Source organism: Paucimonas lemoignei, assembly GCF_004342585.1.
Classification (GTDB): Bacteria; Pseudomonadota; Gammaproteobacteria; order Burkholderiales; family Burkholderiaceae_D; genus Paucimonas; species Paucimonas lemoignei.
Genome location: NZ_SLZQ01000003.1, coordinates 276,903 through 292,411 on the forward strand (window position 1 = coordinate 276,903; position 15,509 = coordinate 292,411).

Consider the following 15,509-nt stretch of genomic DNA (forward strand, 5'->3'; position numbering starts at 1 on the left):
CCAGCATTGGACTAGCTTGCATGAACTGAACTCGGCGTGATCAGAAGCGCGTCGTGGCGAAGAATGAATGCGGCGACAGATATGCTATGAAAGAAAATGCAAGCGGAGGCTTAGGGAGAAGACGACTGGGGTTCTGGTGCGATAAAAGACAATGAAGTGACACGGAATTTGCAACCGCATGTTACAACAAAAATTCCGTAATCGCAGCCAAGCCTTTTCAGATCGCAGGACAAGTTATGAGCGCATGCGGTCGCCGGCATTAGGCCGTTTCCATTTCGGCATGGCTCTTTTCGCATGCAAGCCAAAAAGAACCTTGAGTCGTTCTTAAGTTGCCGACAACACGGCAGCCAGGAAGTATGAAGGTATTAGTTGCACGCCAACGGATACCTTCACACCTTGCTATGCCATTCAGGATAAGTTCGGCGCCAGCCAGCGCTCCAGCTCTTCCTTGGCTACGCCGCGTCGTGCCGCCATGTCATTGAGCTGGTCTTCGCCAATTTTACCGACCGTGAAATACTTCGAAGCCGGATGAGCGAAATAGAAACCTGACACCGACGCGCCCGGAAACATGGCAAACGACTCGGTCACGCGCATGCCGATTTCCTCGCACTGCAGAAGCTTGAACATATCCGCCTTGACGGTATGCTCCGGACAGGCCGGGTAACCTGGCGCCGGACGGATGCCGCGATAAGCCTCCTTGATGAGTTCTTCATTGCTCAGCTCTTCGCCGGCGGCGTAACCCCAGAATTCTCGGCGCACGCGCTCGTGCAAGTGCTCGGCGAAAGCTTCCGCCAGGCGGTCGGCCAGGGATTTCAGCATGATCGAGGAATAGTCGTCGTGCGCATCCTCGAAACGCTTTTCGTGCTTTTCGATGCCGATACCGGCCGTCACCGCAAACAGGCCGATGTAGTCAGCCACGCCTGAAGATTTCGGCGCGATGAAATCGGCCAGGCACTGGTTCGGCCGCGCCACGCCGTCGATCACCGGCTTTTCGGTTTGCTGGCGCGTGCCGTAATAGGTGAACGCAACCTCGCTGCGCGTGTCATCGGTATAGATCTCGATATCGTCATCGTTGACGCTGTTGGCCGGCAGGAGCGCGATGACGCCATTGGCAGTCAGCCAGCGGCCTTCGATCACTTTCTTCAGCAGCGCCTGGCCTTCCTCGAATACCTTGGAGGCCGCTTCACCGACCACTTTATCCTTCAGGATAGCCGGATACGGACCTGCCAGGTCCCAGGTCTGGAAGAACGGCCCCCAGTCGATGTAGCGCGCCAATGTCGCCAGGTCGTAATTGCTGAAGACGCGACGGCCGATGAACTTCGGCTTGACCGGGGCATTGACGCCGGTGAAGTCCAGTTTGGCCTTGTTGGCGCGCGCCTGCTCCAGCGTCAGCAGCGGCACGGTCTTCTTGTTGGCGTGCTGCACGCGGATGCGTTCGTAATCCGCGCTCAGCTCTGCCACATACTCGTCGCGCTGCTCCGGGCTCAGCAGGGACTGCGCCACCGGCACCGAGCGCGAGGCATCCGGCACATACACCACCGGGCCTTCGTAGTTCGGCGCGATCTTGACGGCGGTATGCGCACGCGACGTCGTGGCGCCACCGATCAGCAGCGGCATCTTGCGCTCGCGGAAGTACGGATCGCGCTGCATCTCCTTGGCGACATACGCCATCTCTTCCAGCGACGGCGTGATCAGGCCGGAGAGACCAATGATGTCGGCGTTCTCTTCCTTGGCCTTGGCGAAGATTTCCGCCGCCGGCACCATCACGCCCATGTTGACCACTTCGAAGTTATTGCACTGCAGGACCACGGCGACGATATTCTTGCCGATATCGTGCACGTCGCCCTTGACGGTCGCCATGACGATCTTGCCGCGCGGCTTGGCGACGATGCCGGTACGTTCCTGCTCCTGGCGCTTTTCTTCCTCGATGAAGGGAATCAGGTGCGCCACCGCCTGCTTCATCACGCGGGCGGACTTCACCACCTGCGGCAGGAACATCTTGCCCTGGCCGAACAGGTCGCCGACGATATTCATGCCATCCATCAGCGGCCCTTCGATGACTTCGATGGGACGACCGCCGCGCGCGGCAATCTGCTGGCGCACTTCCTCGGTATCTTCGACGATCCATTGCGTGATGCCATGCACGAGCGCATGCGACAGGCGCTTCTCGACAGGATCGTTGCGCCATTCCAGCGTCGCTTCTTCCTTCTTGTCGCCGGCTTTGAGCGTAGCGGCGAATTCGATCATGCGCTCAGTGGCATCCTCGCGGCGATTCAAGACCACGTCTTCGACACGCTCGCGCAATTCCGGAGCGAGGTCGTCATACACGCCGATCATGCCGGCGTTGACGATCCCCATGGTCATGCCTGCCTTGATGGCGTGATACAGGAACACGGTGTGAATCGCTTCGCGTGCCGGATCATTGCCGCGGAAAGAGAAACTCACGTTCGAGACGCCGCCGGAAATCTTCGCGTGCGGCAGATTCTGGTGAATCCAGCGCGTCGCCTCGATGAAATCGACGGCGTAGTTGTTGTGTTCCTCGATGCCGGTGGCGATCGCGAAAATATTCGGGTCGAAGATGATGTCTTCCGGCGGGAAGCCCACTTCTTCCGTCAAGAGCTTGTAGGCGCGCGCGCAAATCTCGGTCTTGCGGGCGAAAGTGTCGGCCTGACCTTTTTCATCGAACGCCATGACGATCACGGCGGCGCCATAGCGGCGGCACAGCTTGGCCTGGCGCAGGAATTCTTCCTCCCCTTCCTTCATCGAAATCGAGTTCACGACCGCCTTGCCCTGCACGCATTTCAGGCCGGCTTCAATCACGCTCCACTTGGACGAGTCGATCATGATCGGCACGCGGGCGATATCCGGCTCGGAAGCGATCAGGTTCAGGAAACGCGTCATGGCGGCGACCGAATCCAGCATTGCTTCATCCATGTTGATATCGATGATCTGCGCGCCGTTTTCTACCTGCTGGCGCGCCACCGACAGCGCTTCGTCGTATTGCTCGTTGAGGATCAGGCGCGCGAAGGCTTTCGAGCCCGTCACGTTGGTACGCTCGCCGACATTCACATACAAGGAATTCTCATCGATGATGAAGGGCTCAAGACCCGACAGCTTCATCCTGTGGTCGGACTCGGGCACTTGGCGCGGCGCGATATCCTTGACGGTGTCGGCAATCGCCTTGATATGTGCGGGCGTCGTGCCGCAGCAGCCGCCGGCGATGTTCACAAAACCGCTTTCGGCGAAGTCCTTCAGCAGCGAAGAGGTGACGTCCGGCGTCTCGTCGAAGCCGGTATCGGCCATCGGATTGGGCAGCCCGGCATTCGGATAGATACAGACGAAGGTATCGGCAATCTTCGACAGTTCTTCTGCATAGGGACGCATCAATGCCGCGCCCAATGCGCAATTGAGGCCGATGGTCAACGGTTTGGCATGCCGTACCGAATGCCAGAATGCGGGCACGGTCTGCCCCGACAGGATACGTCCCGACGCATCGGTAACGGTCCCGGAAATCATGATCGGCAGCTTCTTGCCCGACTCTTCGAAGAAGGCATCGATGGCGAACAGCGCGGCCTTGCAGTTGAGCGTATCGAAGATCGTCTCGACCAGCAGCACGTCGACGCCGCCTTCGACCAGCGCACGAGTTTGCTCAAGATAAGCCGCGACCAGTTGATCGAAGGTGACGTTGCGCGCTGCCGGATCGTTCACGTCCGGCGAAATCGATGCGGTCTTGGGCGTCGGGCCGATGGCGCCGGCGACAAAGCGCGGCTTGTCGGGCGTGGAATATTTGTCGCAGGCGGCGCGCGCAAGCTTGGCGGCTTGCAGGTTCATCTCGTAGACGAGATGCGCCATGTGGTAATCGTCTTGCGCAATGCTGGTGGCGCCGAAGGTATTAGTTTCCACCAGGTCGGCGCCGGCCGCTAGGTATTGCTCGTGGATTTCCTGGATGATGTGCGGCTGCGTCAGCAACAGGAGTTCGTTATTCCCTTTAAGGAAAATCTCCTTGCCCGCCGCACTGAAATCCTTGAAGCGCTCGCCACGATAGTCCGCCTCGCCCAGTTTATATTGCTGGATCATGGTACCCATCGCGCCATCGAGGATCAAAATGCGACGGGAGAGCAGATCGCGCAGCAGCGCTTCGGTATCGGAGATGGCGTGACGGTTCATAGCTGTTCGTATCAGGACAGGATGCCGCGTCGCGAAATGGCAACAGAAGGCGACCGGCTGTCAGTAAAAAATTCGCAAAATAAAAAACCCGGCCTGCATTGCGGGTCCGGGTTGATAGCCTGGGCCGCTTTAGCAGTATTTGTAATGGGACTCTACCCCGGCGCCCGCAAGCTGGGTTTGACTGGCTCAATCAAATCGGCGCTATGAAAATTATACGCCGAATCAATGCCTTGCGTAAGCTTGGGTATAACAGGAATGTGGATTGAATACAGCTGCACCGGCGAGTGCAGAAATTCGGACAAAAAAAAGCCCGCAAGATTTGCGGGCAGAATCCATATCAAAGGAGGAGACATGGAGGAGACAGTTGCAGTCTACGAGCGCATGATGATTTAGGCCAATTTTGTTTACCAATATGTGATATTCACATTATTAATATCAAAGCAATCTGTCTCATCCGCCCGCGCAAACTAGTCCTTTCCGCTCCTGACTTTCTTCCTCATGCCGCAGCCCGCGCCTTCGTGCCGCGCGCCTCATTCAATTTCAACGTCAGGCACTTGGCGGCGCCGCCTGCCTTCATGAATTCGCCCAATGGCGTCTGGCGCACCTGAAAGCCACGTGCCGCCAGATTGCGCGCCAGTGCAGGCGAGGCCCGGTTCAGGAACACATGTCGGCCGCTGTTGACAGCGTTGCAGGCGAACGCGAGCGCATCGGCTTCCGCGACTTCAATGCGACGTGCGGCCGGCACACGGGCAGCGATGCGGGCGCGTGACGCGTCGTCAAAGGCTTGCGGATAATACATCAGGTAGCCGCCCACCAGCGGGCACAGGCAGGTATCGAGGTGATAGAAGCGTTCATCGATCAGGCGCAGTGGCTCGACCTCGATATCCAGCAATGCCGCCAGCGCGGCGGCGCACTCGATACTGGTGCGATGCCCGTAGCCCATCCAGAGTAGCGGCTGGCCGCGATCGAGCAGCGCGTCGCCCGCGCCTTCGAAGGCCAGTTCCGGCGCCAGCTTGACGACATCAAAGCCCTGCTCCTGGAACCACTTTTCAAAGTGCGCTTCCTCGGGCTGGCGCTCGGCATGGCGGAAATGCGACAGCACCACGGTATTCTGCAACACCAGCCCGGCATTGGCGGTAAAGACCATATCAGGCACGCCGGGCTGGCCGGCAATGCGTTCGACCGAGGCCACTCCCGCGATGGCATCGGCCAGCGCATCCCATTGGCGCCAGGCGAGATCATTGCAGCTTGCCGCGACATTCCCCTGCATCCACGGATTGATCACATAGCTCACGTCGAAATTGTCGGGGGCGCACATCAGGTAACGGTCAGTCATGGGTCGTCCTCTCTTCAACAGGGTGGGTTAAACGATCATATGGTCGGCGGCGGCCGGAACTCGCACAGTTCCCGCATCCAGCGTGACGGCGATGGTCGCCAAGGCAAAGTCGACTTCCTGCGGGCCGATGATCAGCGGCGGGGCAAAGCGCACCACGGTATCGTGCGTTTCCTTGGAAAGGACCCCTGCTGCCATCAAACGTTCGCAAAACACCCGGGCCGGCAGCATGGCCGGATCGAGTTCCAGGCCGATCAGCAGCCCGCGTCCGCGCACGTCGCGAATGGCCGGGTGGCGCAGCGCACGCAAGCCTTGAAGCAAGCGCTCACCCATCTCGCTGGCACGCTCGCTCAAGCGTTCTTCTTCCAGCAGTTCCAGTGCCGCCTGGCCGACGGCTGATGCCAGCGGATTGCCGCCGAAGGTGCTGCCGTGGTCACCCGGGTTAAACACATTCATCACATCCTGGCGCGCGAGGAAGGCCGACACCGGCAACAGGCCGCCACCCAGCGCCTTGCCCAGCACCAGCCCATCCGGCTTGATGCCATCATGGTCCGAAGCCAGCAAGCGGCCGGTGCGCCCCAGGCCGGTTTGCACTTCGTCGCAGATCAGAAGCACATCATGGCGCGAGCAGATATCGCGGCATGCAGCCAGGTAGCCGGCCGGCGGCACGACGATGCCGCCTTCGCCCTGGATCGGCTCGACCAGGAAGGCCACTGTATGCGGCGTAATGGCAGCTTCCAATGCCGCCGCATCGCCGAACGGCACCGTGACGAATCCTGAAGCAAACGGACCGAAGCCATCGCGGTATTGCGCTTCCGAGGAAAAGCCGACGATGGTGGTGGTGCGCCCGGCGAAATTGCCCTTGCAGACGACCACCTCGGCTTGGCCTGCCGGCACGCCCTTGACCTTGTAGCCCCATTTGCGTGCCGCCTTGATGGCGGTTTCCACGGCTTCGGCGCCGGTATTCATCGGCAGCGCCTTGGGCATGCCAACGGTAGTACAGAGCTTTTCCAGGAAGGGCCCGAGCCGATCGCTGTAAAAGGCGCGCGAAGGAATCGCCAGCAGTCGGGCTTGCTCGGTCAGTGCCGCCACCAGCCTGGGATGGCTGTGACCGAAACTCACGGCCGAATACGCCGACATCATGTCCAGGTAGCGCTTGCCTTCGACATCCCACAGCCACACGCCCTCACCCTTGTGCAAGACGACCGGCAGCGGGTGGTAATTGCGCGCGCAGTATTGCCGCTCGAGCTTGATGAATCTGTCCATGATTCCCTCCTTGCGCTTTACTGATGAAATGCTCAAGTCACTGGATACATGGTAAGCGCAATGCAAGGAAATATTTTTTCGTATTGCGCTATAAAAGTATTAATTTATGAAAGAATCGTTCATCTGACCCGCAAAACTAATGAGAATGTCATGGAAAAGCTCGATCGCTACGACAAAATCCTGCTCGATGTCCTGCAAAGGGATGGGCGCGCCTCGAATGTGGAATTATCCGAAGCGGCGAACCTGTCGCCGCCGCAGTGTTATCGGCGCGTGCGCAGGCTGGAAGCCGAGGGCTACATCCGCGGCTATGCGGCGCAGGTCGACCCGGCCGCGCTGGGCCTGGGCGTGGTGGCGTTCGTGTACCTGAACCTGCATCGCGACCAGTTCAAGCAGGTGCGCAAGGTGGAACAGGCGATTCGTCAGTTCCCGGAGATTATCGAGTGCTACACCATCTCCGGCGACTTCGATTATCTGTTAAAAGTCGTGGCGGCCGATTTGAAATCGCTCTCCGGCTTTCTGACTGATCGCCTGATGCAGGTGCCGGGCGTGGCCGGTGTACGCTCCACCGTCTGCCTGGAAGAGATCAAGCCGGCCGCCAGCCTGCCGCTGGATATGCCGGGCAGGTAGTCGGTTATGGACGAGAAGGAAGTAATGGCGATGGCCAGCTCGCTCCGCACCCCGCGTCCAGCACTCTATAGCGCGACGGTGACGATTTTCGGCGCCGAATACTGGGCTGGCGTCATCAGGTCGACGCCGCAAGGCAAGGCTTCGATCCAGTCAAGGAAGCGGCCCACCATCTCCCGCCCTTTGAACGGCGCGCCATGCTGCGGAATGATCCATTCCGGGTCCAGTTCGCGCACCATGGCTGCCCAGTAGCGGCACACCTTGTTGGATACCATGTAGCGCATGTGGAAACCCTTCATGTGCGGCACATGCGCATCGAAGTCGGTCACCGGCATGCCGGCGTCGGCCGCGGACATCATCGACGCGCCCATGTCGCCGGAAAACAGCATGCGGCTGGTCGGATCATAAAATTGCAGATTGCCTTCGGCGTGCAGAAAATGCGCGGGCAGGATCTGGAACGTGGTATCGCCAAGCGGCAGCAGCGTGCCTTCGTCGGGAATGGCAATGATGCGCCCTTCGGTTTTCCCTTGCGGGCAGAAATGCGGCACGAACCGCGACCAGATACGCGAAATCAGCAGCTTGGTTTCCGAGCCGGTGAGCCAACGCGGCAGCGAGGCGATGATATCGGGGTCGGCATGCGAGGCAAAGACATATTCGAGTTTCTTCGGCGGGAAGAACCGTCCCATCGCGACGAACAATTCGTTGTAGGTCATCACGCCGCCCGGATCGAGCAGGATGCCATTGCCGTTATTGACGATCAAAAACTGGTTGGACTGGACTGAATTGCCGTTTTCATCCTCCACCAGATCCGGAAACATCAGGCAAATATGCTTGCCGTCGTTGTATAACTCAATGGCCATAATAACCCTACTGTTGAAATAGTTTATTTTACCCAAGAGAAACTATTTCGATAAATATTCTTTACTATAGGGAGGCATAAATTCATAAAACTTTGGATGTGACGGAATAGTAACTCTCAGTAACTCTCAGTTTCTCTCGGCCATCACTCGTGTTACCCTGTCGCAATACTTTTACCTCCTTTGCCGGCTCGGCCCATGGATTTTCTCGCCTGTCTTTTCCGTTTTCCCAAGGATGATCCTGCCCAAGCCACGCGGGCGCGCCACAGCCTCATGTCGCTGGTGTCGTCGCTGACCATCATCGTCTTTACTCTCTATTGCAGCTACGCCGGTTTGTTTCGGCTGGGCCTGCGCGAGCTTGCCTGGTTCATTCTGTTGGCGATTCTGGTCCATGCGGTGTTCTTTGCGATGATTTGCTCGGGCCGGAATCTGCGCCTGGCGGACCCGAGCCTGACTCTGCCGCAGATGTACGTCAGCATTTTGTGGATGATGTTCATCCTGTATTTCATCGATCACGTGCGCGGCGCGATGCTGGTGCTCTTCATGATCATTTTCGTGTTCGGCATTTTTCGCCTCGGGCTGAAGCAATTCATAGGCGTGGCTATCTTTGCCCTGGCCGCTTATGCGATTGTGATCGCGCTACTGATTTACTTTCATCCGGATTCGATCAATCCGCGGATCGAGATGCTGCAATGGGTATTGCTGGCGATGGTCTTGCCCTGGTTTGCCGTGATCGGCGCCTATATCAGCAATATTCGCCACACCCTGCGGCAAAAGAACAAGGACCTGGAAAAGGCGCTGGCGAAAATTGAACAACTGGTATCGCACGATGAGCTGACGGGCACCTACAGCCGGCGCAGTTTTCTGGATGCCCTGCGTCGTGAACTGGCGCGCGCCGAGCGCGAAAACCGACCATTTTGCCTGGCATTGTTCGACCTGGACCATTTCAAGTCCATCAATGACCGCTATGGGCATCTGGCTGGCGATGACGTGTTGCGCAGCTTTGCTGACTGCGTTCAGCAGGAAGTGCGGCAGGTGGATTATTTCGCCCGTTACGGCGGGGAGGAATTTGCCTTGCTTTTGGCAGATACGGAAATTAATGCGGCAACCGATATCCTGGAACGTATTCGCGCCCGGGTCGAATCGCAACCCTTTCCCCATGTTGAGTGGAATGTGACTTCTTCCATCGGGGCAGCCCAGTATCAGCCTGGTGAAACGCTTAACCAGTTGATTGGCCGTGCTGACCAGGCCTTGTATGCCGCCAAGTCAGAGGGACGCAATCGCGTCAAGCAGGCCGCCGGCAGCATTCGGCAGTAACCGGCTGCGAACAAGGCAGCAACAGGCGCTTATCAAGCACGACGGATAAACGGTAGATAACAAAGCAAAAAACGCGAACCGGTTTTCCCGGTTCGCGTTTTTATTTGGCGCTATTACTACTAGCTAAAGCGGGGCGATCAGGCTGCCAGACGCTTTTCCAGCTCAGCCTTGGTGGCTTCCAGTTCGGTAGGCAGGTGATACTTGAGCTTGTCGAACAATTCGGCGTGCAGTTTCAGCTCGGCTTCCCAGGCAGCCTTGTCGATCGACGTGATCGTGTTGAACTGATCCTGGGTGAACTCGATGCCATCCCACTTCAGGTCGCCGTATTGCGGGGTGACGCCGAAGATGTTCTCGACACCGCCAGCCTTGCCTTCGATACGGTCGAGCATCCACTTCAGCACGCGCATGTTGTCGCCGAAGCCCGGCCAGACGAACTTGCCGTTCTCATCGGTGCGGAACCAGTTGACGCAGTAGATCTTCGGCTGCTTGGCGCCGGTCGCTTCGATCTTCTTGCCCATGTCGAGCCAGTGCTGGAAGTAGTCGCTCATGTTGTAGCCCATGAACGGCAGCATGGCGAACGGGTCGCGGCGCACCACGCCTTGCTGGCCAGCGGCAGCGGCAGTGGTTTCCGAACCCATGGTCGCGGCCATGTAGACGCCTTCGACCCAGTTGCGGGCTTCGGTCACCAGCGGCACGGTGGTGGAACGACGGCCACCGAAAATGAAGGCATCGATCGGCACGCCAGCCGGATCATCCCAGGCCGGGTCGATCACCGGGTTCTGGGTGGCGGCGACGGTGAAGCGGGCGTTCGGGTGCGCTGCCTTGCGGCCGGTTTCCTTGCCGATTTGCGGCGTCCAGTCCTTGCCCTGCCAGTCAATGACGTGGGCCGGGGCTTCCTTGGTCATGCCTTCCCACCAGACATCGCCATCGTCGGTCAGCGCGACGTTGGTGAAGATGGTGTTGCCGGTCAGCGAAGCCATGCAGTTGGAATTGGTCGCGGTGTTGGTGCCCGGAGCGACGCCGAAGTAGCCAGCTTCCGGATTGATCGCGTACAGGCGGCCATCCTTGCCCGGCTTGATCCAGGCGATATCGTCGCCGATGGTGGTGACTTTCCAGCCGTTGAAAGCTTTCGGCGGGATCAGCATGGCGAAGTTGGTCTTGCCGCAGGCCGACGGGAACGCGGCAGCGACATAGTGCTTCTTGCCTTCCGGAGATTCGACGCCGAGGATCAGCATGTGCTCAGCCAGCCAGCCCTGGTCGCGGCCCATGGTGGAAGCGATACGCAGCGCGAAGCACTTCTTGCCCAGCAAGGCGTTGCCACCGTAGCCGGAACCGTAGGACCAGATTTCGCGGGTTTCCGGATAATGCACGATGTACTTGGTCGGGTTGCACGGCCAAGGCACATCCTTCTCGCCAGCGGCCAGCGGCTTGCCGACGGTGTGAATGCACGGCACGAATTCGCCATCGGTGCCCAGCACGTCGTAGACGGCCTTGCCCATGCGGGTCATGATGCGCATGTTAACAGCAACATAAGGCGAGTCGGACAGTTCGATACCGATGTGGGCGATCGGCGAACCCAGCGGACCCATCGAGAACGGCACCACGTACATGGTACGGCCGCGCATGCAGCCGTCGAACAGCGCATTCAGGGTAGTGCGCATTTCGGCAGGAGCCATCCAGTTGTTGGTGGGGCCGGCATCTTCCTGCTTTTCCGAGCAGATGAAGGTACGGTCTTCCACGCGGGCCACGTCCGACGGATCGGAGCAGGCCAGGTAGCTGTTCGGACGCTTTTCCTGGTTCAGCTTTTTCATGGTGCCCGAGGCAACCATTTCAGCGCACAGGCGATCATATTCTTCCTGCGAACCGTCGCACCAGTAGATGCGGTCGGGCTTGGTGAGCGCGGCAACTTCAGCGACCCAGTTGATCAGCTTTTGCTGTTTCACGAAAGCCGGCGCGTTGACTGCGGTAACGCCACCCATGAGGGGTTGATTCATACTACCTCCAATGCCAATAAAGAATTCGGTCTTGTCCCGGCACGGCAGGATCGTCGTTAAGGAAGGCCGGCGGGTAAGCCGGCGGGAACGGCGGTCTTGTCGAATGGCGGCCATGTTGCGGCCGCTCTGCCCTTCCATCATAGGTGCACCGGACGATGATGCCTGTGCGATCGGTCAGGTCATCTGCTTTCCGTGCGCCCAGCGGGGCGTGGTGGACTTGCATTCCGCAGCACGGCGGCTACGGAAAATAGGTTGGGGATTGTACACCCCCGCGACTCTCCCTCTCAATGCTTTGCGCCAAAAATGTAGTAAATATTGAGAAAAATAGTTGAATTTTGTAGTCGACTATTTTTATTTTTCTTGTACGCGTTATTTTGTTACGAAAATGCGATAACTTTTGTTAAATTGCCGAGAAAATTATCTTTTGTTGCAATAAGTTTCTACAAGGACTTGCTTCATCTGCTTTCGCCTTTTATCGCTCCTTCACGTTAATCTTGCTCTTTGGCTACACTTGACGCCGTTTTCAAAATCGCCAGGGTAAAGAGGCATGAAAGTCATCAGCGTCAATCGCGGACAAGTCGGGCAGCTCGCCGTTGAACAAGGCGGCAAGCTGCGCCATGTTGCCAGTGCCATCGACAAGCAACCGGTCGCAGGCCGCGTCGCGGTCAACAGGCTTGGCCTGGACGGCGACGAGCAAGCCGATCTGACGGTGCATGGCGGCCTTGACAAGGCTGTCTATGCTTACCCGGCCGAGCATTATCCATTCTGGGAACAAGAGCGCGCCGCCGTGCACAAACAAGAAGAGCAACTGCCTTTCGGTATGATGGGTGAAAACCTGACGCTGCAAGGCTTGCTTGAACAGGATCTCTGGGTGGGCGATTGCCTGACCATCGGCAGCACGGTTCTGATGGTGACGGAGCCACGACGCCCCTGCTTCAAGTTTGCAGTCAAGATGGGGTTCTCTCACGCAGTCAAGATGATGGTGCAAAGCGGCTTTACCGGATTTTACTTGCGCGTGCTGCAAACCGGCACGTTGGAAAGCGGCGATGTCATTGCGCTGACGCCTGGTCCTCGAACTATTTCACTGGCTCAAATTAATCAGCAGCGCTACAAGGGACGGCAGCGCGATTTGTTTTAGCACATACTGGATTCATCTTGCTGTCACATTGCCTTGGCATTTTTACAGGGAACGCGTCTCTGTAATGGCCAGTCCAAGGGCTTCTGTTGGTGGATGTGTTACACAGGCAGATGGCTTACATGAATCGTTATTTATCTGCTCAAGAGCAACTTCGACTTAACGACTTATTTGACTACGATATCCTCGACACCCCGCCGGAAGCGGAATTCGATGATTTCACCACGCTTGCCAGCAGCATTTGCGATACGCCGATTGCCGTCATTACGCTACTCGACGAGAACCGCCAATGGTTCAAGTCGTCCGTCGGCCTTGACCTATCAGAAACGCCGCGCGATATAGCGTTCTGCCACCATACAGTTGCCAGCCGCGATTTTTTTGTCGTACGGGATGCGCAAACGGATCGCCGCTTTCGTGACAACCCGCTGGTAACCGGCCCGCCACACATCCGCTTCTATGCCGGCGCACCGCTGGCGACGCCGCAAGGACACGTCATCGGCACGCTGGCCGTGATTGATGCCAAGCCGAGGCAACTCACCGCACTCCAGGAAAAATGCTTGCGCATCCTGAGCCGCCACGTGGTGGTCCTGCTGGAATTGCGAAAGAACGTCAACACGCTCGAACATGCCATCGCCGAACGTAACCGCGCAGAACGGGAATTAAAGGCGATTCAGACCCAGCTTGAAGTCCGCGTCAAGGAACGCAGTGCCGCACTGGAAGCCAGCAATGCTGCCCTGCGCGGCGAAATCGCTGAACGCATCGCCGAAAGAAATGTGTCGGATGCGCTGCTGAATACGCTGCCCGGCATTTTTTATGTCTTCGATGAACAAGGCCGCTTCTTGCGATGGAATGAAAATGTTCCTCGCGTGACCGGTTACTCGGCCCAGGAAATGACGGAGGTCCGCCCAACCGATTTTTTCGAGAAAGAAGAAGACAAGCAGTTAATCGCGCGAAAAATCCAGGAAGCGTTCACGCAAGGACAAGCTCATACGGAAGCGTCGTTGCGCACCAAGAATGGTGATCAGATCCCCTATTTGTTCAATGCGGTACGGTTGCAAATAGGTGCAAAGCACTGCGTGTCGGGCATGGGCATCGATATCACCGAACGCAAGCTGTTTGAGAAATCGCTGCTGGAAGCCGAAGAGCGCTACCGCCGCCTGGTAGAACTGTCGCCGGATGCTATCTTTGTCGTCAAAAACGATGCCTGCAGTTTTGCCAACAAGGCAGGCTTGGCATTGCTTGGCGCAACAAGGCTGGAGCAGTTGGCAGGCCGGCCGATCATGGAAATCGTGCATCCCGATTTTCACGAGGAAGTCATTTGCCGCATTCGGCAACTCGACCAGGGCATCCCGGTCGTGCGCATGGAAGAAAAATATGTGCGGCTCGACGGCAATGCGCTAGATGTCGAAGTCACCGCGGCGCCCTTTACCGACAATGGCGAAAAGGCGCGGCTGCTGGTGGTCAGGGATATCACCGAAACCAAGCGCCACAAGGAATTGCTGAAACACCAGGCCAGCCATGACGACCTGACGCAACTGGCCAACCGCTCGCTGCTGCATGATCGCATCCGGCTGGCGATGGCCCATGCCGACCGCAGCGGCTCGATGTCAATCGTCGCATTCATCGACCTCGACAATTTCAAGCTGATCAATGACACGCTTGGCCATGATATCGGCGACGAATTGCTGATTCTTGTCGCCGAGCGCTTGCAGAGTTGCGTCCGTGAAGAGGATACCGTGGCCCGTCATGGCGGCGACGAATTCGTGCTGGTGCTGCGGGACCAGCACGACGAACACGCCATCAGCGCCTGGATCCGCCGTCTCATCGAACGGATCTCGCACCCCATTCTCGTGGCTGACCACCAGCTGTTCGTCACTTGTTCGATCGGGCTAAGCGCATATCCGCGCGACGGCAGGGATGTGCATACCTTGCTCAAGCATGCCGATGCCGCGATGTACCAGGCCAAGGCTGAAGGGCGTAATCAGTTTCAGTTCTTCATTCCCAGCATGAACGAGCGCATCCGCGAGCGCTTCACGATGGAAGCCAGGCTGCGCCGTGCGCTGGAGCGCGACGAATTCCTGCTGCATTACCAGCCGCAGGTTGACCTGGCCAGCGGCAACGTCACCGGCACGGAAGCGCTGATACGCTGGCGCGATCCGGAACTGGGCTTGATGTCGCCATTGCGGTTTATTCCCATCGCCGAGGAAACCGGCTTGATCGTGCCGATTGGCCAATGGGTGCTGGAACAGGCGTGCCGGCAGAACAAGGCGTTGCATGACGCCGGATTTGCCGATCTGACGGTATCGGTCAATTTATCGCCGCGCCAGTTTTCTCCGCATGCGCTGGTCGAGTCGGTGCGTTCCGCGCTGGCGCAATCGGGATTGCGCCCGGAATTCCTGAAACTCGAAGTCACGGAAGGGATGGTGATGAACCGTCCGGAAGAAGCGGAAGATATCCTGCGCGAGCTCAAGGAGATGGGCGTATGCCTGGCCATCGATGATTTCGGCATCGGCTATTCGAGCCTGAGTTACCTGAAGCGCTTCCCGATGGATCAGCTCAAGATCGACCAGTCATTCGTGCGCCGCGTGACGGATGACCCCAGCGATGCGGCGATCACGCAAGCGGTGATCGCGCTTGGGCATAATCTCAATCTCGCCGTGATTGCCGAGGGCGTAAGCGAAGAAGGTCAGCTGGCGTTTCTGCGCCAGCATGACTGCGATGAAATCCAGGGAAATTATTTTTGCCAGGCCGTGCCGTTCGAGGAGCTGTACCAGCTGCTCAGCAGCCAGCGCCAGCTCCCGCATTGACACCGCATT

9 protein-coding genes are annotated in these 15,509 nt (G+C 58.1%); 4 read left to right on the forward strand and 5 right to left on the reverse strand.

Going from position 1 to position 15,509, the window contains the following annotated elements:
- Positions 1-408 precede the first annotated feature (408 nt).
- The 3 genes from metH to rocD form a co-directional block, all read right to left on the reverse strand.
- Entirely contained in the window at positions 409-4,167 is a 3,759-nt protein-coding gene (gene metH, locus EDC30_RS06685; RefSeq protein WP_132258021.1) for a methionine synthase, read from the reverse strand.
- Positions 4,168-4,663: 496 nt separating this feature from the next.
- Positions 4,664-5,503 (reverse strand): dimethylarginine dimethylaminohydrolase family protein, encoded by an 840-nt coding sequence (locus tag EDC30_RS06690; protein WP_132258022.1) that lies wholly within the window; start codon positions 5,501-5,503, stop codon positions 4,664-4,666.
- Positions 5,504-5,530: 27 nt separating this feature from the next.
- On the reverse strand, positions 5,531-6,766 hold the full coding sequence (gene rocD, locus EDC30_RS06695; RefSeq protein WP_132258023.1) for an ornithine--oxo-acid transaminase: 1,236 nt from the start codon (positions 6,764-6,766) through the stop codon (positions 5,531-5,533).
- Between the two features lie 150 nt (positions 6,767-6,916).
- Between rocD and EDC30_RS06700 the strand changes: the two genes are divergently transcribed.
- A complete protein-coding gene (locus EDC30_RS06700; RefSeq protein ID WP_132258024.1) occupies positions 6,917-7,393 on the forward strand; it encodes an Lrp/AsnC family transcriptional regulator in 477 nt (158 codons plus the stop codon).
- Between the two features lie 65 nt (positions 7,394-7,458).
- On the opposite strand, the gene EDC30_RS06705 is transcribed toward EDC30_RS06700, so the two are convergent.
- Entirely contained in the window at positions 7,459-8,250 is a 792-nt protein-coding gene (locus EDC30_RS06705; RefSeq protein WP_132258025.1) for an oxygen-binding di-iron domain-containing protein, read from the reverse strand.
- Between the two features lie 195 nt (positions 8,251-8,445).
- Between EDC30_RS06705 and EDC30_RS06710 the strand changes: the two genes are divergently transcribed.
- Complete coding sequence (locus EDC30_RS06710) at positions 8,446-9,564, forward strand: GGDEF domain-containing protein (protein WP_132258026.1); 1,119 nt, start codon at positions 8,446-8,448, stop codon at positions 9,562-9,564.
- Positions 9,565-9,701: 137 nt separating this feature from the next.
- On the opposite strand, the gene EDC30_RS06715 is transcribed toward EDC30_RS06710, so the two are convergent.
- Complete coding sequence (locus tag EDC30_RS06715; protein WP_132258027.1) at positions 9,702-11,558, reverse strand: phosphoenolpyruvate carboxykinase (GTP); 1,857 nt, start codon at positions 11,556-11,558, stop codon at positions 9,702-9,704.
- A 547-nt stretch (positions 11,559-12,105) separates the two neighbouring features.
- Between EDC30_RS06715 and EDC30_RS06720 the strand changes: the two genes are divergently transcribed.
- The gene (locus EDC30_RS06720) at positions 12,106-12,696 is read left to right on the forward strand and encodes an MOSC domain-containing protein (protein WP_132258028.1); all 591 of its coding nucleotides are present in this window, start codon (positions 12,106-12,108) and stop codon (positions 12,694-12,696) included.
- Between the two features lie 119 nt (positions 12,697-12,815).
- Complete coding sequence (locus tag EDC30_RS06725; RefSeq protein ID WP_165973753.1) at positions 12,816-15,500, forward strand: EAL domain-containing protein; 2,685 nt, start codon at positions 12,816-12,818, stop codon at positions 15,498-15,500.
- Positions 15,501-15,509 lie beyond the last annotated feature (9 nt).

Excerpts from the sequence above, each read along its gene's own strand:
- metH (WP_132258021.1), bottom strand. The coding sequence starts at position 4,167 with ATGAACCGTCACGCCATCTCCGATACCGAAGCGCTGCTGCGCGATCTG.
- EDC30_RS06690 (WP_132258022.1), bottom strand. The coding sequence starts at position 5,503 with ATGACTGACCGTTACCTGATGTGCGCCCCCGACAATTTCGACGTGAGC.
- rocD (WP_132258023.1), bottom strand. The coding sequence starts at position 6,766 with ATGGACAGATTCATCAAGCTCGAGCGGCAATACTGCGCGCGCAATTAC.
- EDC30_RS06700 (WP_132258024.1), top strand. The coding sequence starts at position 6,917 with ATGGAAAAGCTCGATCGCTACGACAAAATCCTGCTCGATGTCCTGCAA.
- EDC30_RS06705 (WP_132258025.1), bottom strand. The coding sequence starts at position 8,250 with ATGGCCATTGAGTTATACAACGACGGCAAGCATATTTGCCTGATGTTT.
- EDC30_RS06710 (WP_132258026.1), top strand. The coding sequence starts at position 8,446 with ATGGATTTTCTCGCCTGTCTTTTCCGTTTTCCCAAGGATGATCCTGCC.
- EDC30_RS06715 (WP_132258027.1), bottom strand. The coding sequence starts at position 11,558 with ATGAATCAACCCCTCATGGGTGGCGTTACCGCAGTCAACGCGCCGGCT.
- EDC30_RS06720 (WP_132258028.1), top strand. The coding sequence starts at position 12,106 with ATGAAAGTCATCAGCGTCAATCGCGGACAAGTCGGGCAGCTCGCCGTT.
- EDC30_RS06725 (WP_165973753.1), top strand. The coding sequence starts at position 12,816 with ATGAATCGTTATTTATCTGCTCAAGAGCAACTTCGACTTAACGACTTA.